Origin of the sequence: Clostridium hydrogeniformans DSM 21757 (assembly GCF_000686705.1) — a bacterium.
GTDB classification, from domain to species: domain Bacteria; phylum Bacillota; class Clostridia; order Clostridiales; family Clostridiaceae; genus Clostridium_Z; species Clostridium_Z hydrogeniformans.
Genome location: NZ_KK366004.1, coordinates 719,901 through 742,413 on the forward strand (window position 1 = coordinate 719,901; position 22,513 = coordinate 742,413).

At 31.3% G+C, this 22,513-nt stretch carries 20 protein-coding genes; all 20 read left to right on the top strand.

Annotation, left to right across the window (positions count from 1 at the left end):
- Window positions 1–51 precede the first annotated feature (51 nt).
- The 20 genes from BR69_RS0116655 (at window position 52) to BR69_RS0116750 (ending at window position 22,512) form a co-directional block, all read left to right on the top strand.
- Window positions 52–1,029 (top strand): AI-2E family transporter, encoded by a 978-nt coding sequence (locus tag BR69_RS0116655; RefSeq protein ID WP_027634216.1) that lies wholly within the window; start codon window positions 52–54, stop codon window positions 1,027–1,029.
- Window positions 1,026–2,180, top strand: coding sequence for a 1-deoxy-D-xylulose-5-phosphate reductoisomerase (locus tag BR69_RS0116660; RefSeq protein ID WP_027634217.1), 1,155 nt, complete (start codon window positions 1,026–1,028; stop codon window positions 2,178–2,180). Before BR69_RS0116655 ends, BR69_RS0116660 begins: the two co-directional genes overlap by 4 nt.
- Window positions 2,181–2,195: 15 nt before the next feature.
- A complete protein-coding gene (gene rseP, locus BR69_RS0116665) occupies window positions 2,196–3,212 on the top strand; it encodes an RIP metalloprotease RseP (protein WP_027634218.1) in 1,017 nt (338 codons plus the stop codon).
- An 11-nt stretch (window positions 3,213–3,223) separates the two neighbouring features.
- Window positions 3,224–4,273, top strand: a complete 1,050-nt coding sequence (gene ispG / locus BR69_RS0116670; RefSeq protein ID WP_027634219.1) for a flavodoxin-dependent (E)-4-hydroxy-3-methylbut-2-enyl-diphosphate synthase — start codon at window positions 3,224–3,226, stop codon at window positions 4,271–4,273.
- A gap of 40 nt (window positions 4,274–4,313) precedes the next feature.
- Entirely contained in the window at window positions 4,314–8,651 is a 4,338-nt protein-coding gene (locus BR69_RS0116675; RefSeq protein WP_027634220.1) for a PolC-type DNA polymerase III, read from the top strand.
- A gap of 233 nt (window positions 8,652–8,884) precedes the next feature.
- Window positions 8,885–9,346, top strand: coding sequence for a ribosome maturation factor RimP (rimP, locus tag BR69_RS0116680; protein WP_027634221.1), 462 nt, complete (start codon window positions 8,885–8,887; stop codon window positions 9,344–9,346).
- A 31-nt stretch (window positions 9,347–9,377) separates the two neighbouring features.
- A complete protein-coding gene (gene nusA / locus BR69_RS0116685; RefSeq protein WP_027634222.1) occupies window positions 9,378–10,421 on the top strand; it encodes a transcription termination factor NusA in 1,044 nt (347 codons plus the stop codon).
- Between the two features lie 19 nt (window positions 10,422–10,440).
- The gene (rnpM, locus tag BR69_RS0116690; protein WP_027634223.1) at window positions 10,441–10,710 is read left to right on the top strand and encodes an RNase P modulator RnpM; all 270 of its coding nucleotides are present in this window, start codon (window positions 10,441–10,443) and stop codon (window positions 10,708–10,710) included.
- The gene (locus BR69_RS20735; RefSeq protein ID WP_051623653.1) at window positions 10,700–11,050 is read left to right on the top strand and encodes a 50S ribosomal protein L7ae-like protein; all 351 of its coding nucleotides are present in this window, start codon (window positions 10,700–10,702) and stop codon (window positions 11,048–11,050) included. The genes rnpM and BR69_RS20735 overlap by 11 nt, the downstream gene beginning before the upstream one ends.
- Window positions 11,038–13,113: a translation initiation factor IF-2 gene (gene infB / locus BR69_RS0116700; protein ID WP_027634224.1), complete on the top strand. Its 2,076-nt coding sequence runs from the start codon at window positions 11,038–11,040 to the stop codon at window positions 13,111–13,113. Before BR69_RS20735 ends, infB begins: the two co-directional genes overlap by 13 nt.
- Window positions 13,114–13,127: 14 nt before the next feature.
- The gene (rbfA, locus tag BR69_RS0116705) at window positions 13,128–13,478 is read left to right on the top strand and encodes a 30S ribosome-binding factor RbfA (protein ID WP_027634225.1); all 351 of its coding nucleotides are present in this window, start codon (window positions 13,128–13,130) and stop codon (window positions 13,476–13,478) included.
- 2 nt (window positions 13,479–13,480) lie between these two features.
- Window positions 13,481–14,443 carry a DHH family phosphoesterase gene (locus tag BR69_RS0116710; RefSeq protein WP_027634226.1) on the top strand — a complete coding sequence of 321 codons (963 nt, stop codon included), beginning with the start codon at window positions 13,481–13,483 and terminating at the stop codon, window positions 14,441–14,443.
- Window positions 14,444–15,319, top strand: a complete 876-nt coding sequence (gene truB / locus BR69_RS0116715; RefSeq protein ID WP_027634227.1) for a tRNA pseudouridine(55) synthase TruB — start codon at window positions 14,444–14,446, stop codon at window positions 15,317–15,319. It abuts the gene before it with no gap.
- A gap of 10 nt (window positions 15,320–15,329) precedes the next feature.
- Window positions 15,330–16,259: a bifunctional riboflavin kinase/FAD synthetase gene (locus tag BR69_RS0116720; RefSeq protein WP_027634228.1), complete on the top strand. Its 930-nt coding sequence runs from the start codon at window positions 15,330–15,332 to the stop codon at window positions 16,257–16,259.
- 119 nt (window positions 16,260–16,378) lie between these two features.
- Complete coding sequence (rpsO, locus tag BR69_RS0116725; protein WP_027634229.1) at window positions 16,379–16,642, top strand: 30S ribosomal protein S15; 264 nt, start codon at window positions 16,379–16,381, stop codon at window positions 16,640–16,642.
- 96 nt (window positions 16,643–16,738) lie between these two features.
- Window positions 16,739–18,883 (top strand): polyribonucleotide nucleotidyltransferase, encoded by a 2,145-nt coding sequence (locus BR69_RS0116730; RefSeq protein WP_027634230.1) that lies wholly within the window; start codon window positions 16,739–16,741, stop codon window positions 18,881–18,883.
- A 53-nt stretch (window positions 18,884–18,936) separates the two neighbouring features.
- Window positions 18,937–20,193: a M16 family metallopeptidase gene (locus BR69_RS0116735; RefSeq protein WP_027634231.1), complete on the top strand. Its 1,257-nt coding sequence runs from the start codon at window positions 18,937–18,939 to the stop codon at window positions 20,191–20,193.
- Between the two features lie 67 nt (window positions 20,194–20,260).
- Window positions 20,261–20,536, top strand: a complete 276-nt coding sequence (locus BR69_RS0116740) for a YlmC/YmxH family sporulation protein (RefSeq protein WP_027634232.1) — start codon at window positions 20,261–20,263, stop codon at window positions 20,534–20,536.
- A gap of 26 nt (window positions 20,537–20,562) precedes the next feature.
- Window positions 20,563–21,759 (top strand): aspartate kinase, encoded by a 1,197-nt coding sequence (gene dapG, locus BR69_RS0116745; protein ID WP_027634233.1) that lies wholly within the window; start codon window positions 20,563–20,565, stop codon window positions 21,757–21,759.
- A 51-nt stretch (window positions 21,760–21,810) separates the two neighbouring features.
- Complete coding sequence (locus tag BR69_RS0116750) at window positions 21,811–22,512, top strand: ClpP family protease (protein ID WP_027634234.1); 702 nt, start codon at window positions 21,811–21,813, stop codon at window positions 22,510–22,512.
- The last annotated feature ends 1 nt before the right edge of the window (window position 22,513 follow it).

Sequence of the window (22,513 nt, forward strand, 5' to 3'; positions counted from 1 at the left end):
TAATATTACACATAAAATGTTATGTAAAGTAAATAAAGTGGGTGAATATATATGATACATAGAAAAAGGATAATTAACCTAATAGGACTTCTTTTTATAATAATAGTCATCACCTTAGTTATAAAAAATTATTTTAAACCATTTTTTATAATACTTATATTTTCTTTAGGAGGAACTCCCATAATTAAGTTAATGGAGAGGCTTCATTTATTTAATAAAAATATTAGGGCCTTAATAAGCATAATAATAATTAATCTTTTAGTAATTTCTTTATTTTTTTATGTAGGAAATAACATATATGATATTATTAATAGAAATTTAATAGAAAAAGATAGTGATATGATAAAAAATTTCATAGGTTTTATATATGATGTAAAAGAAGTTATAAGCTTAAAGATAGGGGATATTAATTTAAATGATTTTAACATAATAAATAAGGGAATAATAACAAAGAGTGCCCTTTACACCACAGACAGTATAGTAGCTTATTTTATAGGGAACATAGCATCTTACTTTATATTAAGTGATAAATATGCTATATTAAAATTTGTAAAACTTTTATTAGGAGACAAAATTTATGATAATCTTTGTAGTAAAACCTCTAATTTAAAAGAGGTTGCAGTAATAGAGGTTATATTAATACTAATTTCTACTTTAATAATTATATTAGGTTTTTTTATTTTAAATATACCTAATGGATTTATACTTGGAATAATTTGTGGTATATTAGATATACTTCCCTATGTTGGGACCATATTGGTTTTTATACCTCTTATAATATATAATATTTTTCTTAAAAATTATTTTATTTCTATAGGGCTTATAGGACTATACTTTTTAGTAGAAATAATAAGACAAATATTAGAGGCTAAGTTTATTAGCAATAAACTTGATATACATCCTTTAGCCATAATTATTTCTCTTTATATAGGAATAAAGGTTTTTGGAGTAATAGGAGGGCTAGCTGGGATGGTTTATATTATTTTATCCAAGGAAATACTAATTATAGACCAGGAGGAGACAGAATGAAAAATATATGTATCATAGGTGCAACAGGGTCTGTTGGAACTCAGACTTTAGATGTAATAAGAGAAGAGAAAGACAGTTTTAACCTTATAGCAATATCGGCTAATTCCAATATAGATAAGGTTATTGAAATCATAAAAGAATTTAACCCTAAGTTTGTTGTTATGAGTGACGAAGAAGCTTATAAAAAATTAAGAGACTATATAGAGACTATAAATAGCCATATAACTCTATTATTTGGTATAGAGGGACTTGAATATATAGCTACATTAGCTGAAGTGGATATGGTGGTTACCTCTATTGTAGGTATGATTGGACTTAGACCTACATTAAAGGCCATAGAAGCGAAGAAGGATATAGCTTTAGCAAATAAAGAAACTTTAGTAGTTGCAGGAGAAATTGTAATGAAAGCTGCTAAAGACAATGGGGTAAATATATTCCCCGTGGATTCAGAACATAGTGCTATATTTCAAAGTCTTCAAGGTAATAGTTTAAAAGATGTAAAAAAGATAATTTTAACAGCTTCTGGAGGGCCTTTTAGAGGAAAAGAGAGTAAGGATTTAATAAACATTACTCCAGATGAGGCGCTAAAGCATCCTAAGTGGAATATGGGGCGTAAAATTTCCATAGATTCTGCAACCCTTATGAACAAGGGACTTGAAGTTATAGAAGCTAAGTGGTTATTTGATGTAGATTATAGTGATATACAGGTAGTAGTGCACCCGCAAAGCGTTATACATTCCATGGTAGAATATATAGATGGAAGTGTCATTGCTCAACTTGGTAGCACTGATATGAAGCTTCCTATACAATATGCATTAAATTACCCTAAAAGAAAACCACAGGTATGTTCATCATTAGACTTTTATGAGATTAATAAATTAACCTTTGAAAAGCCAGATATGAGCACATTTAGATGCTTGGAACTTGCTTATGAGGCTGGGAAAAAGGGAAAACTTATGCCAACTATTTTAAATGGGGCCAATGAAGTTTGTGTAGAATTATTTTTAAGAAATAAAGTTTCTTTTTTACAAATAGCTGATATAATAGAAGAAGTTATGGGGAAATTTAATTATAATATGGAGGTAACTCTAGAGAATATAATTAAGATGGATGAAGATGTTAGAACATACATATATAATAGATATGAGTAAGGGAGGTTTTGTTAAGTGTATTTTGTAATTGCTATATTGGCATTAGGGGTTCTGGTTATCATACATGAGCTTGGTCATTTTATTATGGCTAAAGTAAATGGAGTTAAGGTATTAGAGTTTGCCATAGGTATGGGACCAAAACTTTTTAGTATAGAAGGCAAAGAAACTCTTTATTCTATAAGAATGTTACCAATAGGTGGATATGTTAAAATGTACGGTGAGGAAGAAGAGGTAGAAGGGGGAGATGAAAGAGCCTTTTCATCTAAAAGTCCTCTTCAAAGAATAAGTATAATTGTAGCAGGTCCTATAATGAACTTATTATTACCAGTTTTAATATATACTTTTATAGGAATTAATTATGGTTTTTTAACTCCAGACATCAATGGCGTAATTCCTAATTCTCCAGCAGAAGCTTCAAGAATAATGAAGGGAGATAAAATCATTGCCATAAATGATAAAAAGGTAGATACTTGGGAAGATTTATCTATGGATATTTTTATGGCAAAGGATTCTACTATAAAACTAAAGGTTCTAAGAAATAGTGCTGTGGAGGAGATAAAATTAACTCCAGAGCTTAATAAAGAAGAAAATAGATATATGATAGGTATAGAACCTACAAAGATAGAGAATCCAACTTTCTTAGAAGGAATTAATTATGGATTCCGCGAAACTAAGTCTATAATTAAACAGACATTTACTGCACTTAAGACCTTAGTTTCAGGAAAAGCTACGGTTAATGATGTAGGAGGACCAGTTTCTATTATAAAAATTTCAGGAGCTGCTGCTAAGGCAGGGTTATATTCATTATTAAATTTAGCTGCATATATAAGTATTCAGCTAGCTATATTTAATCTATTGCCATTCCCAGCATTAGATGGAGGATGGATAGTTTTATTATTAATAGAACTAATATCAAGGAAAAAGGTAAGCGATAGGGTAGTAAGTACTTTAAATTATATAGGTTTCTCAGTATTATTATTATTAATGCTTTTAGTAACCATTAAGGATATATTATTCCCTATTAAGCTATAGGAGAGGATAAGATGAACAGAGCAATAACAAAGAAAATAAAGGTTGGAAACACATATATAGGAGGAGATTCTCCTGTAAGTGTTCAATCTATGACAAATACAGATACAAGAGACGTAAAGGCTACAGTAAATCAAATAAAAGAGCTTCAAAAAGCAGGGTGTAACATAATAAGATGTGCAGTACCAGATTGGGAGGCTGCAGAGGCTTTAGGTTCTATATCAAAGGAAATAGATATACCTTTAGTTGCAGACATACATTTTGATTATAGATTAGCATTAGAATCTATAAAAAATGGAGTATCGGCCCTTAGAATAAATCCAGGAAATATAGGAAGTAAGATGAAGCTTGAGATGGTAGCTAAGGCGGCTATGGAAAAAGGACTTCCTATGAGGGTTGGAGTAAATAGCGGATCTTTAGAAAGAGATTTGCTTCAAAAATATGGTAGACCTACACCGGAAGCTTTAGCTGAAAGTGCCTTAAGAAATGTTGGATACCTAGAGGATCTTGGATTCTATGATACAGTAATTTCTATAAAATCTTCTGATGTTATGGAAATGGTAAATAGTTATAGATTGGTTTCAAAACAAACAGACTACCCTCTACATCTTGGTGTAACAGAATCAGGAACAGTATGGAGAGGAACAATAAAATCAAGCATAGGAATTGGAACTTTACTTTGTGAAGGTATTGGTGATACAATAAGGGTGTCTTTAACAGGGGATCCTATAGAAGAAATAAAAGTAGGTCGTGAAATATTAAAGGCTACAGGAAACCTCAATGAAGGAGTACAGTTTGTTTCTTGTCCTACCTGCGGTAGAACTCAGATTAATTTAATAAAAATAGCTGAGGAAGTTGAAAGTAGATTAGCAGAATGTAATAAAAATATAAAAGTTGCTGTTATGGGCTGTGTTGTAAATGGTCCAGGAGAAGCAAAGGAAGCTGATATAGGAATAGCAGGTGGACGTGGAGAAGGAATGATCTTCAAAAAGGGTGTAGTAATTAAAAAAGTTAAAGAAGAAGATTTAGTTGAAGAATTAATGAAAGAAATAGAGAATATGTAGGCTTTTGCCTACATATTTTTAATTGCAAGGAGGAATTTTTGTGAGTGTAGATATACTTACACCAATCATAAAAAATAATGATTCCTTAAAAGATGAATTAAAACTTAGTAGAATACAGTATTTTAAAAACAACGATACCTTAAGAGTTGTTTTTAAGTGTAAAAGAGACATAGAGGAATCTGTAGATTCAATGATTAGAGAGAGTATAGCATCTAATATAGGGGAGTTTACCAATGTAGATATAGTATATTTTAAAGAACTTGAAAATGTAACTTTAGAAGAATTAGCTATGAAATATTGGTTTGAGTTAACTAGTGTAGTTATTGAAAAAATCCCAGTATCTAAGGAACTTTTACATAAATGTGAAAGAGTTATTGAGAAGGATACATTAGTCCTTAAACATAGTAATGAATTTATGTGTAAGATGCTTAAAAGTAAAAGTCTTCAAGAAATTTTAAAGGCCAATATAAAAGATATGTTTGGGATAAGTTGTAGCATATCAATAGTATATGACTCAAGTGTTGGAATAGGTAGCAATTATACTGAGGAGAAAATAAAAGAGAATAACAATCTTGTTAAGAAAATTATGGAAAATAGGGTTTCCTCTCCTAAGGCTAAAAGTGATAATGCCTCAAATAAGGCAAAAGATCAAGGCAATAAATATGGAAATGGTAATAAATATCAAGGTAAAGATAAAGGGGATTCAAAAGTTAAGGATGAAAATGTACTATATGGAACTAGACAAATTACTGATGAAGTTTTAGATATTAATACCTTAACAGATAGTTCTGGAATTGTAACTATTTGTGGAGATATATTTAAAACTGATGTTATAGAAACCAAAAATGGTACTGTAATTTTCTCTTTCTTTATAACAGATTATACTAGTTCTATAACTGTAAAGTTCTTCCCTAAAAAAGATGTAGAAGAACTAATTAATAATATAAAGGCTGGTATAAGGGTTAAGGTAAAGGGAGAATGCTCTTATGATATGTATTCAAGAGAGATAACTTTAAAGGCAAGAAATATAGTTAAAGTAGAACAGATTGAAAGAATGGATATCAGTGAGGAAAAGAGAGTAGAGCTTCATACCCATACCACAATGAGTACTATGGATGCAGTAAGCTCTCCAGGGAAAATAGTAGAGAGAGCTGCTAAATGGGGACATAAAGCTATTGCAATTACGGATCATGGAGTAGTTCAGGCATATCCAGAGGCAATGGATACAGGGAAAAAACATGGAATTAAGATTATATATGGTGTTGAAGGATATCTTGTAAATAATGGAGCTCCTATAGTTCTTAAGGAAAGAGGTCAGACCATTAATGACTCCTACATAGTATTTGATATAGAAACTACAGGGTTTTCTAATCAAAATGATAAGATAATAGAAATAGGTGCAGTTAAAATAGAAGATGGAAATATTACAGATAGGTTTAGTAGACTTGTAAATCCAGAAAGGCCTATACCAGCAAAGATAGTAGAGCTTACAAGTATTACAGAGAGTATGGTTGAGAATGAAGATACCATAGATATAGTATTAAAGGATTTTATAGAGTTTATAGGAGACAGTGTGGTTGTAGCTCATAATGCAGCCTTTGATACATCTTTTATAAGAAAAAATGCTAAGGATTTAGGTTTAACTTTTGATAATTCAGTAATGGATACTATACCTCTTGCAAAATTTTTATATCCTGAGCTTAAAAGATTTAAATTAAATGTTATAGCAAAACATTTAGGTATATCTCTTGAAAATCACCATAGGGCTGTAGATGATGCAGAAGCTACAGCAGAAATATTACTTCATTCTTTTAATATTTTAAAAGATGATAAGAATATAGAAACCTTAAGTGACTTAAATAAAGAGTTTTTAAGTAACATAGATATTAAGAAACTTCCTATGTACCATGTTATAATTTTAGCTAAAAATCAAGTAGGACTTAAGAATTTATATAAGCTAGTATCAAGTGCACATTTAGATAACTTCTTTAAAAAGCCAAGACTTCCTAAAACTCTAATAGAAGAGCATAGGGAAGGACTTATAATTGGATCAGCCTGTGAAAGTGGAGAACTTTTTAGAGGATTACTTGAAAATGTAGAAGAGGATGATATTGAAGAAATTTTAAACTTCTATGATTATTTAGAAATTCAACCTATAGATAATAATGAATTTTTAATAAGGGATGAGAAAGTTAAGGATAGAAAAGAATTAGAGAACTTAAATAGAAAAATATATAATCTGGGACAAAAATATTCAAAGCCTGTAGTAGCTACCTGTGATGTACACTTTTTAGATCCTAAGGATGAGATGTTTAGAAAAATAATACTTGCAGGTCAAGGATTTAGGGATGCAGATAATTCACCACCACTTTATTTTAGGACTACTAATGAGATGCTTAAAGAATTCTCCTATTTAGGGGAAGCAAAAGCTAGAGAAGTTGTAATTACAAATACTAATAAGGTTGCAGATATGATAGAGGACGTAAAACCAATACCTGATGAGACCTTCCCTCCTAAGATAGATGGGGCAGAGGAAGATATAAGAAATATGACTTTAGAAAAGGCTTATTCAATATATGGAAACCCTCTACCAGAAGTAGTACAGAAAAGGCTTGATAAGGAACTTAATTCTATAATAAATAATGGCTATGCTGTTCTTTATTTAATAGCTCATAAGCTAGTGGCTAAGTCTCTTCAAGATGGATACTTAGTTGGATCAAGAGGATCTGTTGGATCATCTTTAGTTGCTACTATGACAGATATAACAGAGGTTAATGGATTACCACCTCACTATGTATGTCCTAATTGCAAAAATAGTGAGTTTATATTAGATGGTTCTATAAGTTCTGGAGCGGATCTTCCCTCTAAAAGTTGTCCTAAATGTGATACAGAATTTATAAGAGAAGGTCATGATATACCATTTGAAACCTTCCTTGGATTTGAGGGGGATAAGGAGCCAGATATAGACCTTAACTTCTCAGGAGAATATCAGGCAGTGGTTCATAAGTATACAGAGGTTTTATTTGGTAAAGGTTATGTGTTTAAGGCTGGAACCATAGGTACTGTGGCGGAAAAAACAGCTTATGGATATGTAAAGAAATATTTAGATGAAAGAGAAATAATAGTTCCTCAAGCAGAAATAGAGAGACTTACCATGGGATGTACAGGTATTAAAAGAACCACTGGACAGCATCCAGGAGGAATTATGGTTGTGCCAAGGGATAATGAAATTTTTAATTTTTGTCCAATACAACATCCAGCAGATGATAATGATACAGATATAATAACAACCCATTTTGATTATCACTCTATAAGTGGTAGACTTCTGAAACTTGATATACTAGGTCATGATGATCCAACTATGATTAGAATGCTTCAAGACCTGACTGGGGTAGACCCTAAAACTATACCTTTAAATGATGAGATGGTTCTTAGTCTCTTTACAAAGCCTGATGCTTTAGGGATAACTAAGGAGGAACTAGAATGTGAAGTTGGAACCTATGGACTCCCAGAGTTTGGAACTAAATTTGTAAGGCAAATGCTACTTGACACAGAACCTAAAACTTTTTCTGATCTTGTGAGAATATCAGGACTTTCTCATGGTACTGATGTATGGCTTAATAATGCACAGTATTTTATAAAGGAAGGATACACTACCCTAAAGGATTGTATATCTACAAGAGATGATATAATGGTATATCTTATATATAAAGGAGTTCCACCTAAGACTGCATTTACCATAATGGAAAAAGTCAGAAAAGGAAAAGGTCTTAAGGATGATGATATAAAGGTAATGAAGGAAAATAAAGTTCCGGACTGGTATATTGAATCCTGTAATAGGATAAAATACATGTTCCCAAAAGGGCATGCAGTTGCCTATGTTATGATGGCTGTGAGAATAGCTTATTTTAAGGTTCATTATCCAGAGGCATACTATGCAACATATTTTACTGTTAGAGCTGATGATTTTGATGCAGATCTTATAGTAAAGGGCGAGGGTGTTGTTAAAGATAAAATAAAAGAACTTAATAATCTTGGAAATAATATGACTCAGAAAGATAAAGGATCACTTACCGTTCTTGAAATATGCTATGAGATGTATAAAAGAGGAATTAAGTTTTTGAAGGTAGATTTATACAAGTCTAACGATGCAAAGTTTTTAATTGAAGAAGAGGGAATAAGACCTCCTATAAGTGCACTTCAAGGAGTGGGAGAAAATGCTGCAAGGAGTATTATAGAGTGTAGAGACCAAGGGGAATTTATTTCAAAAGAGGATTTAAGACTTAGAGCTAAAGTAAGTAAGACTGTTATAGAAACCTTGAGTAATCATGGATGCTTAGAAGGTCTTTCAGAGACAAATCAGCTTAGTTTATTTTAATTTCCGAAATTTACTTGTATTAATTATTTAAGTATGCTACAATGTAATCATATCATGCTATATTTGAGACATTAAGGAGTGGGTCTTAAGCCCGCTCTTTCTATTTGTAAAAAACGCAACTACCAGGTTGCGTTTTTCGTTAATTATTTTTAATATTTTAAAATTGAACTTAATTACATATATTTACTTGTAAATGTGAAAAACTATAAATAACATAGTTAGGAGGGATATATATGAAAAAAGAAGAATTAGTAGCAGATTTAAAGGGAATATTAGTACCAGTGATAGAAAAACTAGGATATGAGGTTTATCACATAGAATATGTAAAAGAAGATAAAGAATATTATTTAAGGATATATATTGACAATGAAGAAGGAATATCACTAGATAATTGCGAAAAGGTAAGTAGAGCACTAAGTGAGGTATTAGATGACAAGGATCCTATAAGTGACTTCTACTACTTAGAAGTATCATCACCAGGAATGAATAGATTTTTACATACTTCTAAGCATTTACAAGATAATATAGAAAAGAATGTTTTAGTTAAATTAAATAAAAGCTTAAATAGTAAAAAAGCTTATAAGGGGAATTTAAAGTCCTTTGATGATATGTATTTAAATATAATCTTAGAAGATGGTAATGAATTAACAATAAATAGAGAAAATATAAAATCTATTAATGTAGAAGCATTTTAGTGGGGAGTTTTAAAAAGGAGGTTATTATAAGATGAATGAAGAATTTATAAGTGCATTAAAGGATATAGTCAAGGAGAAGGGTATAAGTGAGGATTTAATATTTTCTACTTTAGAAGATGCGCTTATAGCAGCTTATAAAAAAAATTACTCAAATAGTGCAGCCCAAAATGTTCGAGTGAGTATGGATAGAGAAAGCGGAGAAATACATGTATATTCTCAAAAAGAAGTAGTGGAAGAAGTTTATGATGATGTTATAGAAATAAGCTTAGAAGATGCAAAAGCGGTAAGTCCAAGATATGAACTTGAAGATATAGTTGAAATAGAAGTAACACCTAGAAACTTTGGAAGAGTAGCAGCTCAACTTGCAAAACAAGTAGTAGTACAAAGAATAAAGGAAGCGGAAAGAACTATAGTATATAATGAGTTTATAGAAAAAGAATATGATATAATAACTGGAGTCATAAGTAGAAAAGATAGAAATAATATATATGTAGATCTTGGAAAAGTAGAAGCAGCCCTTGGACCAAATGAGCAGATATTAGGTGAAGAATATAATTTTAATGATAAACTAAAGTTATATATAGTTGAAGTTAAAAACACAACAAAGGGTGCTCAAGTGGTAGTTTCTAGAACTCATCCTGGCCTTGTAAAAAGATTATTTGAGCTTGAAGTTCCAGAAATATATGAAGGCGTAGTTGAAATAAAAAGTATTGCAAGAGAAGCCGGATCTAGAACAAAGATATCAGTTTCATCAAATGACGAAAGTGTTGATGCTATGGGAGCTTGTGTTGGACCTAAGGGATCTAGAGTTCAAAATATAGTAAACGAACTTAGAAATGAAAAGATAGATATAATAAAATATAGTAAACTTCCAGAAGAGTATATAGCTAATGCCTTAAGTCCAGCAAAAGTTTTAGAAGTATCTGTAAATGAGGAAGGAAAGTCAGCAAGAGTTGTTGTTGATGATAGTCAATTATCCTTAGCTATAGGTAAAGAAGGACAGAATGCAAGACTTGCAGCTAAGCTTACAGGATGGAAGATAGATATAAAAAGTAAATCACAAGTTACAGAATAATTTCTAAGGGGTGATAAGAATGAAAGTAAAGAAAATACCTCAAAGAATGTGTAATGGTTGTATGGAGATGAAACCTAAAAAGGAGCTCATAAGAATAGTGAAAAGTCCAGAAGGTGATGTTTCTTTAGACTTAACTGGTAAAAAGCCAGGAAGAGGAGCATATATTTGCAAAAGTGAAGCATGCTTAGAGAAAGCTTTTAAGTCTAAAAGACTAAATAAAAACCTTGAGACTAACATAAAAGAAGACATATATGCTTCTTTAAAGGAAGAGATAGATAATGAGAAATAAATTTTATAACTTTTTAGGTTTAACTAAAAGAGCTGGAAACCTTTTAGAAGGTTACAATAAATGTGAAGAGTATATTAGAAGAAAAAGACCTTGTTTGATAATACTTGCAAAGGAAATATCTAATAACTCAAGAGATAAGTTTTTAAGATACTGTACAGAGAAGAATGTACCAGTAATAGAAAACTTACCAAAGGAAGAACTAGGAAATGCCTTAGGAAGAGAAGAACTTAAAGTTTTATGTGTTACAGATAGTAACATGGCAACAAAACTTTTAGAGCTAAGGAAAAGCCTAGAGTCGGAGATAAATTTTATCGGGGGTGAAGAGTCGTGTCAAAAATAAGAGTATATGAATTAGCAAAAGAGTTAGAAGTTTCAAGTAAAGACCTTATAACTCTTCTAATGGACGAATTCAGTATTGAAGTAAAAAATCATATGAGTGTCATTGAAGAGGAAGATGCGGAACTTATAAAGGAATTAATAGAGGAAAATAAAAAGAATAATCCTGTAGAAGATAAAAAAGGATTAGTAGAAGAATACGAGGACATGGTTTCTGAAGAAGTAAACCGTGGACAAAAGAATAAACCAAGAAAAACTAATAAGAAGCAACAAAAAGCTACAGAAGAAGCAGAAGACAATAATGATGAAAACACTGTAATAGAGATAGGTGAAACTATTCTTGTTAAAGAGTTTATAGAAAAGCTAAATAAACCTCAATCAGAGGTAATAAAGGCATTAATCTTTGCAGGAGTTATGGCTAACTTAAATCAAGAGATAGATTTTGAAACAGCAGAGAAAGTTGCTGAAAAATTTGAAATGATTATTACAAAAAAAGAAGAAGATACTCATACCCTTGAGGAAACAGAAGATGATATCTTAGATGATGAAAATGTAATTAAGAGACCACCAATAGTAACTGTTATGGGACACGTTGACCATGGTAAGACTTCTCTTCTTGATGCAATAAGAAAGGCACAAGTAACAGAGTCAGAAGCAGGTGGAATAACTCAACATATAGGTGCTTATACTGTAGATGTAAAGGGAGAAAAGGTTACATTTTTAGATACACCAGGCCATGAAGCTTTTACAGCTATGAGAGCTCGTGGAGCTCAAGTAACAGATATAGTTATATTAGTTGTTGCAGCTGATGATGGAATAATGCCTCAAACAAAAGAAGCAATAAATCACTGTAAGGCTGCAAAAGTTCCAATGATTATAGCTATAAATAAGATGGATAAACCAAGTGCGAATCCTGACAGAGTAAAACAAGAACTTACAGAGTTTGGACTTATACCAGAAGATTGGGGCGGAGATACTGTATGTGTACCAGTGTCAGCTAGAACAAAAGAAGGTATAGAAGATCTTTTAGAAATGGTTATTTTAGCTGCTGAAGTTGAAGAGCTTATAGCTAATCCTCAAAGAAAAGCAAGAGGTACAGTAATTGAAGCTCAACTTGATAAGGGTAGAGGAGCAGTTGCTAGCTTACTTGTTCAAAATGGAACTTTAAATGTAGGAGATTCTATTTTAGTTGGAAATACTTATGGTAGAATAAGAGCTATGTTTGATGATAAAGGAAAGAAAATTAAATCAGCAGGCCCTTCAATACCAGTGGAAGTACTAGGATTATCTGATGTACCAGCAGCGGGAGATAGATTTAATGTAGTTAAGGATGAAAAGACTGCTAGAAATATGGCTGAGTCTAGAAAAGATAAGATAAAAGAAGAGCAGTTTAGAAGTTCTAATAGAGTATCTCTTGAAGATTTATATAGTCAAATTCAAGAAGGAAAAGTTAAAGAACTTGCTATAATAGTAAAAGCAGATGTTCAAGGATCTGTTGAAGCTATAAAGGCTTCTCTTGAAAAACTATCTACAGATGATGTTAAGGTAAGAGTAATCCATGGTGGTGTTGGAGCTATAACTGAAACAGATATAACTCTTGCAGCAGCATCTAATGCTATAGTTATAGGATTTAATGTAAGGCCTGATGGAAATGCACAAGTGGCATCAGAAAAAGAAGGTGTATATGTTAAGTCATATAGAGTAATATATGAAGCCATAGAAGATGTTAAATCAGCTATGATAGGACTTCTTGATCCAGAATATAAGGAAGTTGTACTTGGAAATGTTGAAGTAAGACAGACTTATAAAATATCAAGTGTTGGAACTATAGCAGGATGTTATGTATTAAATGGAAAAATAGCTAGAAATAGTGATGTTAGAGTAATAAGAGATGGAATAGTTATTCTTGAGGGTAAATTAGCATCATTAAAGAGATTTAAGGATGATGCTAAAGAAGTAAACTCAGGATACGAGTGTGGATTAAGCATTGAAAAGTTCAATGATCTTAAAGAAGGAGATATAATAGAAGCCTTCACTATGGAAGAAATAAAAAGAAAAGAGCTATAAAAGGAGAGATTCTCTTGGCTAATTATAGAAGTGGAAGAATAAATGAAGAAGTAAAGAAAGAGTTAAGTGAAATCATAAGATATGAAATTAAAGATCCAAGGCTTACGGCTATGATAAGCATAACTCAAGTAGATGTTACTAAGGATCTTAAATATGCAAAGGTATATATAAGTATTTTTGGTAAGGAAGAAGAAAAAGAAACTTGTCTTAATATATTAAAGAGTTCTAAAGGGTTTATGAGAAGAGCGCTTGGAAACAGAATAAAACTAAGATGTGTACCAGAGCTTATTATAGAACTTGATAATTCTATAGAACATGGAATGTATATAGATTCTTTAATCCATAAGATAAAGGAGAATAAGTAAATATGAAAGATGTGGTAAAGTTAATAGAAGACTTTGAGAATATTGCTATAACTTACCATACTTCACCTGATGGAGATGCTCTAGGAAGTGCCCTTGCACTTCTTAGGGCATTAAAAAAAGCTAAAAAAAATGTTTATATAATATCCAAGGATGTAATATCTAAAGATTTTAGCTTTTTAGGTTATGATGATCATATAAAGGGTGATGTGGTAGAGGCAAGAAAGGATACTCAGTGCCTAATTACAGTAGACTGTGGAAATGTAGAGAGGCTTTCAGGAAACTTTGATTTTTCAAATAGATGGTATAAGATAATAAATATTGACCACCATTTGTCTAATGATAATTTTGGAGATATAAATTACGTAGATACTAAGGCAGCTGCTACAGCAGAAATAATTTTTAAACTTATAAAAGAACTAAATATAGAAATGGATAAGGATATTGCAATGTGCCTATACACTTCTTTATTAACAGATACAGGAGTATTTAAGCATTCAGGAACTAGTAAGACCACCCATTACATAGCAGGAGAACTTATAGACACAGGTATAGATTTTACTAATATTCATAGAGCTTTATTTGAGAATAAGCCCTATGAAAAAATAAAACTTTATGGAAAAGCAATAGAATCTATGAGACTTTTAATGGATAAAAAATTATGCATTATTAATATAACAGAAAAAATGTTTAAAGATTTAGGAATAGAAGGATCCGTAGATACTTCAGATGTATTACATTTTGGAAGTGAAATAGATACTGCAGAAGTAGTTTTATTATTGAAGGAAGCAGAAGAAGGAATAAAGGTCAGTTTAAGATCCAAAAATTATTTTGATGTAAGAGAAGTAGCTGAAAGCTTTGGTGGTGGTGGACACACTAAGGCATCAGGATGCATGATAAAGGGTGTTACTATTAAAGAGGCAGAAGAGAAGATTTTACATGCAATTAGCAAGATAGGATTTAGGTAGATGAATGGAGTAATTAATATATATAAACCAGAAGGACTTACCTCTTTTGATGTAGTAAGACAGGTAAGGAAAATATGTGGAACCTCAAAGGTTGGACACACAGGAACTTTAGATCCCTTAGCTAGTGGAGTTCTGCCTATATGTATAGGTAAGGGAACTAAACTTGTGGATTATATAATGGAAGGAAGAAAAACTTATAAGGCAGAGTTAAAGCTTGGACAGGTTACTGATACCTATGATAGGGAAGGTAAAGTCATAAGGGAAAATAGCTATGAACATATAAGTAAAGAAGTAATAGAAAATGTAATAAATTCTTTTCAAAAAGAATATAGTCAGATACCCCCTATGTATTCTGCTATAAAAATAAACGGAAAGAAACTTTATGATTTAGCAAGACAAGGTATAGAAGTTGAAAGAAAAGGTAGAAATGTAGTAATATATAAAGTAGAAATACTAAATATAAATAAACCTTTTGTAGAATTTAGAGTTTTATGCTCTAAGGGAACCTATATAAGAAGTCTTTGTTATGATATTGGAGAAACTCTAGGATGTGGTGCTTATATGACTAAACTAGAGAGGGAAGCTACTGGAACATTCAATATTGAAAACTCTATTAATATAGAAGATCTTAATAGAGATAAATTAGAAGCTAGTCTCATATCTTTAGAAGATTCCTTAGGAGATTACCCATACATAAAGGTAAGTGAAAAGTTTGAAAAGCTTCTTATTAATGGAGTTACTATAATGGATAAGAGCTTTTATAAAGAAAAGATAGAAGAGAATAAGCTTTATAGGGTCCATGGAAGTAATGATGAGTTAATAGGACTAGGAAAAAAACTTGAAAATGGGTTTAAAATAATAAAGTTACTGTTATAGGGGGACGGCTATGGTTATAATAGATAATAATTTCTCCAAAGAACTAAAAGAGGGAACTTATGTTGCTTTAGGAAGTTTTGATGGACTGCATACAGGACATAGAGCTCTTATAAATAAAGCTTTTGAAAAGGCTAAGATTAACAATTGTAAAAGCATGGTGTATACCTTCAAGAATCATCCATTGACAGTTGTGAGAAAAGGGTTTAAACCAGAACTTATTATGGATAATAAATCTAAGGCTAAACTTATAGAAAGTCTTGGTATAGATTATGTAGCTTTTGTAGAATTTAATGAAGAATTTATGAGACTTTCTCCAGAAGAATTTATAAAGATGTTATTAAAAAAGTTTAATGTACGAGGAATAGTTGTGGGTTTTAACTATAAATTCGGATACAAAAACTTAGGAGATATTAAGCTTTTAAAAGAACTTAGTGAAAGATTAAACTTTGAGTTAGTTGTAATAGAGGCCCAGAGTCACAATGGGGAGATAATAAGTAGCTCTATAATAAGAACTCTTATAAAAAATGGGGAAATGGAGAGAGCTAATGAGTATCTTATGGAACCTTTTATGATGAGAGGAATTGTAAAGCAGGGAAAAAAACTTGGTAGAACTTTAGGATTCCCAACAGCTAATTTAGAATATAGTAAAGAGGTAATAATACCTGGTGGCGGGATTTATTATACCAATATAAGAATTAATAAAAAGCTTTTTAAAGCAATGACTAATATTGGGTATAATCCAACAGTAAAAGGTAAAGAATTATCCATAGAAACCTTTATACTAGATTTTAATAAAGATATATATGGAGAAGAATTAGAAATATATTTTATAGAAAAAGTTAGGGATGAGATTAAGTTTAATTCTCTTGAGGAATTAAAGGCTCAATTAAAGAAGGATTCAGACTATGGAAAAGGGAAAAAATTATGTCTAAATTTATAAAAAGTAATTTACAACTAATATGTAGTCTGATATAATAACCGTTGAGAACCTACATCTAAGATAAAAGAGTACCGACTTTTTTCTTGGAGTTAGGGGATAATATTTTGGAGGTGCTTATAATGGAAAAAGCAAGAAAACAAGAAATAATGAATACTTATGCAAGACACGAAGGAGATACAGGATCTCCAGAGGTGCAAATAGCATTATTAACAGAGAGAATAAACTCTCTAACTGATCACTTAAGAACTCATAAGAAAGACCACCACTCAAGAAGAGGTCTATTCATGATGATAGGACAAAGAAGAGGTCTTTTAGATTACCTAAAGAATCAAGATATCGAAAGATACAGAACTATCATTGGACAATTAGGATTAAGAAGATAATTTATTAGAGCGGATTTTTCCGCTCTATTATTTTAAAAAATTAATAATTAAGTAAAATATGTTAATACTATTATTAGATTGAAAGGAGGTCGTTGTATGCACCATACACTTGAAACTGTAGTTGCAGGCAGACCCATGAAAATTGAATATGGGAAAGTTGGTAGGCTTTCAGATGCAGCCCTAATGATGAGTTATGGAGATACAGTTATTCTTGTAAATGTAAATGCCTCAGGAAAACCTAGAGATGGCATAGATTTTTTCCCTCTAAGCGTTGAATATGAAGAAAGATTATATTCAGTTGGTAAAATACCAGGTGGATTTATAAAGAGAGAGGGAAGACCTTCCGAGAAAGCTATATTAAACGGAAGAGCTATAGATAGACCACTTAGACCTTTATTTCCAAAGGGTTATAGAAATGATGTTCAAGTAGTTTGTACGGTTATGTCAGTAGAAAACGATAATCTTCCAGAAATACTTGCAATCAATGCAGCTTCAACAGCACTTTTCATATCAAGTATTCCTTTTGTAGATCCAGTTGGAACAGTTTCCGTGGGATTAATTGATGGAGAATTTATACTAAATCCAACCTCTTCAGAGAGAGAAAAGAGTTCTATGTCATTAACTGTTTGTGCAACACAAGAAAAAATAATGATGATAGAAGCAGGTGGAGATGAGATACCTGAGGATGTAATGTATGATGCTATTATGTTTGGATTTAAAGAGTGTCAAAACCTTGTTAATTTCCAAATAGAAGCTAGAAATAAGTTTGGAAAAGAGAAAGCTGACTTTGAAGTTTATGAGGTGGAAGAATCCTTAGAGAATGAAGTTAAGGACTTTGCTTTTGACATGATTAAGGAAGCTATGTATATTACAGATAAGGATGAAAGAAATAAAGCAATGGATCAGGTTAAGGAAAAAGTTTCTGAAACCTTTGATGAAAAATATCCAGATAATAAAGCAGATATTTCCGATGTAATATACAGAATACAGAAAAAAGTAGTTAGAAATATGATATTAAATGATAAAATACGTCCAGATGGAAGAGGGTTCAATGAAATAAGACCTATATCTTGTGATGTATCTTTACTTCCAAGAACTCATGGAACAGGTCTATTTACAAGAGGACTTACTCAAGTACTTACAGTAGCTACTTTAGGTGCTTTAGGCGATATTCAAATAATAGATGGTATAGGTGAAGAACAATCCAAGAGGTATATGCATCATTATAACTTCCCAGCTTATAGTGTAGGAGAAGTTAGACCTTTAAGAGGACCAGGAAGACGTGAAATTGGTCATGGTGCTTTAGCGGAGAAGGCTTTAGAACCATTAATACCATCAGAAGAAAGTTTTCCATACACTGTAAGACTTGTTTCAGAAGTATTAAGTTCTAATGGATCAACTTCTCAGGCAAGTGTTTGTGGAAGTACCTTAGCGTTACTTGATGCAGGGGTGCCTATAAAGAGACCAGCGGCTGGAATAGCAATGGGACTTGTTACTAGTGAAGACTTAACTGAAGAAGAAGTATTAACAGATATACAAGGTATAGAAGACTTCTTTGGAGATATGGACTTTAAGGTAGCAGGAACTGAAAAAGGTATAACTGCTATACAGGTAGATACAAAACTTAAGGGGTTATCTAATACTTGTATTAAGAAGAGTATAGAAGATGCTAGAGTAGCTAGATTATTCTTGCTTGATAAAATGAATGCATGTATAGGAGCACCAAGAGAAGAAGTTTCTAAATACGCTCCAAAAACTTTCAGTCTTTCTATAGATCCTGAAAAAATAAGGGATGTTATAGGTGCAGGTGGTAAGACTATTAATAAGATAATAGCTGAAACTGGTGTTAAGATTGACATAAAAGAAGATGGAAAAGTATTTGTTACTGCAGTAGATACTACAAGTGGAAAACAAGCTGTTAAGATAATAGAAGATTTGACAAAAGAAATTAAGGCAGGAGAAATTTATCTTGGAAAAGTAACAAAGATTGCTGCATTTGGAGCTTTTGTTGAAATTCTTCCAGGAAAAGAAGGTCTTGTTCATATATCTAAATTAGATGTAAATAGAGTTAATAAGGTTGAGGATATAGTATCTGCTGGAGATGAAATTTTAGTTAAGGTTACAGATATAGATGCTCAAGGAAGAATTAACCTATCTAGAAAAGATGCTATAAAGGATTCTGAAAAAGATTCTGAAAAAGATTCCGAAAAAGGTTCTGAAACTGAAGAAGTAACAAATTAAAAATAGAAGGGCAGGTAATGCCTTTTTATTTTTTTATATTACGGAGGGAATTTATGTACAATGTATTTAAACTTCATAATGGTTTAAGAGTTGTTGTAGAAAAGATAGATTATGTTAATTCTGTTAGTGTAGGATTATGGTTTAAAAATGGATCGAGGAATGAGAACAAAGAAAATAATGGAATATCTCATTTTATAGAACATATGCTTTTTAAAGGTACCGAAAATAGGTCTGCAAAGGATATTGCAGAAGCTATAGAAAATGTAGGAGGGCAATTAAATGCCTTTACAGGAAGAGAAGCTACCTGCTATTACATAAAGGCTTTAGATAGCCATTTAGACCTTTCATTAGATGTGCTTTCGGATATGTTATTCAATAGCACCTTTAACGAAGAAGAAATGGAAAAGGAAAAAAGTGTTGTAATTGAAGAGATAAATATGGGAGAAGACTCTCCAGAAGATGTTTTATCAGATTTACATAGCTATGCCATATGGGGAGAAGATACCTTATCCTATCCTATATTAGGTACAGAAAAAACTGTCAAATCTTTTAACAAAGGTCTTTTAAAAGAATACATAGACTCTAACTATACACCTGAAAGATCTGTAATATCAATATGTGGTAATGTGGACCTTAATAAGGCTGAGCAATTAGTAGAGAGGTATTTTGGGCATTGGAGTGCAAAAGAAAAAAATACCCTATCTTATTCAACACCCAAAATTTTAAAAAATATTTTATACAAAGAAAAAGCTATAGAGCAGGTGCATTTAAGTTTAGGTCTTGAAGGACTATCTTTAGGTCATAAGGATGTATATCCATTATTGCTTATAAATAATTTCTTTGGTGGGGGAGTATCTTCTCTGTTATTTCAAAAGGTAAGAGAAGAACTTGGACTATGTTATACAGTTTACTCTTATAGTTCTTCATTTATAAATACAGGAGCTATTAACATATATACAGGAGTATCGCCAAATTATGTATATGATGCTATATCTGTAATCAAAGAGGAAATAGAAAGATTCCCCAAAGAGGTAATTAATAAATTTAATTTAGATATAGCTAAAGAGCAAATAAAAGGTAATTATATATTAGGACTAGAAAGCACAAGTAGTAGGATGTTTTCAAATGGAAAATCAATAATGTTTTTAAATAAAATAAATAAGCCAGAAGATATAATTAAGAAAATAGATGAAGTTACCTATGATAAAATACTAGAAGTTATTGATAGCACATTTACTAAGGGGATTTTTAATTGCGCCTTAGTTGGAAATAATGTGGAAATAAATAAGGTTAAAAATATACTAAAGTAACTAAGGGAATAATATTGCACTCATTTATCATATATTAAAATATAGTTTAATATAGGAGGATGAGAAAATGAGTGATAAGTTAAAGTACTTTAGTGAACTTGAAAGATATGAAATAATAAATATTAATGATGGTGAAAAATACAATTATTTATCAAACAATGATGTAGTTATAGATGATGATGGAAATTTTAAATTACTTATAATAAACAATAATCAAAGTAAGTTTAGTTTTTTTAATAATAATGAATTTTTAGAAATTTCTTGGGAATATGTAAAGAAAATTGGAGCAAAGACTATAATACTAGATGTAGAAGATAATTTAATAAGGAAAAGCAAGATCTGATGAAGCTTAAGAAGGGGGAATAAAAGGTGAAGATACTAATTCAAAAATTTGGAGGAACTTCTGTATCAACTAAGGAAAGACGACTTAAGGTTATAGAGAAGGTGAAAAAAGCTATATTAGATGGGTTTACTCCAGTAGTTGTAGTATCCGCCATGGGAAGAAAAGGGGAACCCTATGCTACGGACACCTTACTATCTTTAGTAGATAATAATTTTAAACAAAATAATTTACTTCCATTAGATTTATTACTAAGTTGCGGAGAGATAATAAGTTCTGTAGTAATGAGCAATGAATTTTTTAATGCTAATATAGATGCAATACCACTTACTGGAGGGCAATCAGGAATTATAACTAATGATAATTTTAATGATGCAGAAGTATCAAGAGTAGATACAAAGCATATTCTTTCTTTATTAGAGAAGGGTAAAGTTCCAGTTGTTACAGGGTTCCAAGGAATTACAGAAGATGGATATTTTACTACTCTAGGAAGAGGTGCTAGTGACTTTACTGCTGCAGTACTAGGGGTTGCCTTAAAAGCCAAAGAAATACAAATATATACTGATGTAGATGGAATAATGACGGCAGATCCTAGAATAGTAGGAGAAGCATGCCTAATAGATAAGATAAGTTATAATGAGGTATTTCAATTTGCAGATCAAGGAGCAAAGGTAATTCACCCAAGAGCTGTTGAAATGGCAATGAGGGGAAATATTCCTCTGGTAATAAGGAATACCATGAGTGACTCTCATGGAACTCTTATAAATAGTATTGGAGATGAAAATGGAAGTTCCATAATGACAGGTATAACACATATGAGTGATAGAATACAGATAAATGTGTTAAGCGAAGATAATAAAAATAATAATGATTTAGATGAAGTTTTAGATATATTAGCAGAAAATAATATTAGTCTAGACCTTATAAACATATTTCCAAATCAGAAGACATTTACTATAGATAAGAATTGTTTTAATAAATTTGATGAGATAATGAAAAAAATGGAATTGAAGTATAGTCATATAGATGACTGTAGTAAACTCTCTATAATAGGTTCAAGAATGGTGGGGGTACCAGGAGTTATGGCTAAAATATTAAAGGCACTAAAGGGAGAAAAGATAGAAGTTCTTCAAACAGCAGACTCCCATACCACTATTTGGTGTTTAGTTCATACAGTAAATATTAAAAGAGCTTTAAATGTAATTCATAAAACTTTTATGTCATAGTATAATAATCTGCCTATATGAACAGACTAAGTTTATATAGGAGGGATTAATATGTGTAGAGATAATGAAGAAAAGGAAGAGTTAAGGGAAGAAAAAGAAACTCGTGAGAATATAAAAGAATTTGGAAACAATGATGTAGTTGAGAATAAGGATGAAAGAGTTCAAATTTTGCCTATAATAGGGCAAATAGAAGGTCATATAGTTCTTCCACCTCAAACAAAGGCTACTAAGTATGAACATATAATACCTCAGCTTATAGCTATGGAGCAAAATAATAATGTAAAAGGAATACTTATTATGTTGAATACTGTGGGAGGAGATATAGAGGCTGGTCTTGCTATTTCAGAGATGATAACAAGTCTAAGTAAGCCAACAGTATCTCTTGTAATAGGTGGAGGGCACTCTATAGGAGTTCCACTAGCTACTTCTGCTAAATATTCTTTTATATCACCATCTGCTACTATGATAATTCATCCTATTAGAATGAATGGACTTGTGATTGGAGCTCCTCAAACCTTTGAGTATTTTAATAAAATGCAAGAAAGAATAAATGATTTTGTGATAAGGACATCTAAGATAAGTAAAGATAAGTTAAGTGAACTTATGATGCAGACAGATGAACTTATGAATGATATGGGTACAATACTTATAGGACACCAAGCTGTGGATATAGGTCTTATAGATAATGTAGGAGGAGTAAGGGACGCTTTAGATAAGCTAGATCAATTAATTAAAGAGGATGAAAAAAATTAGC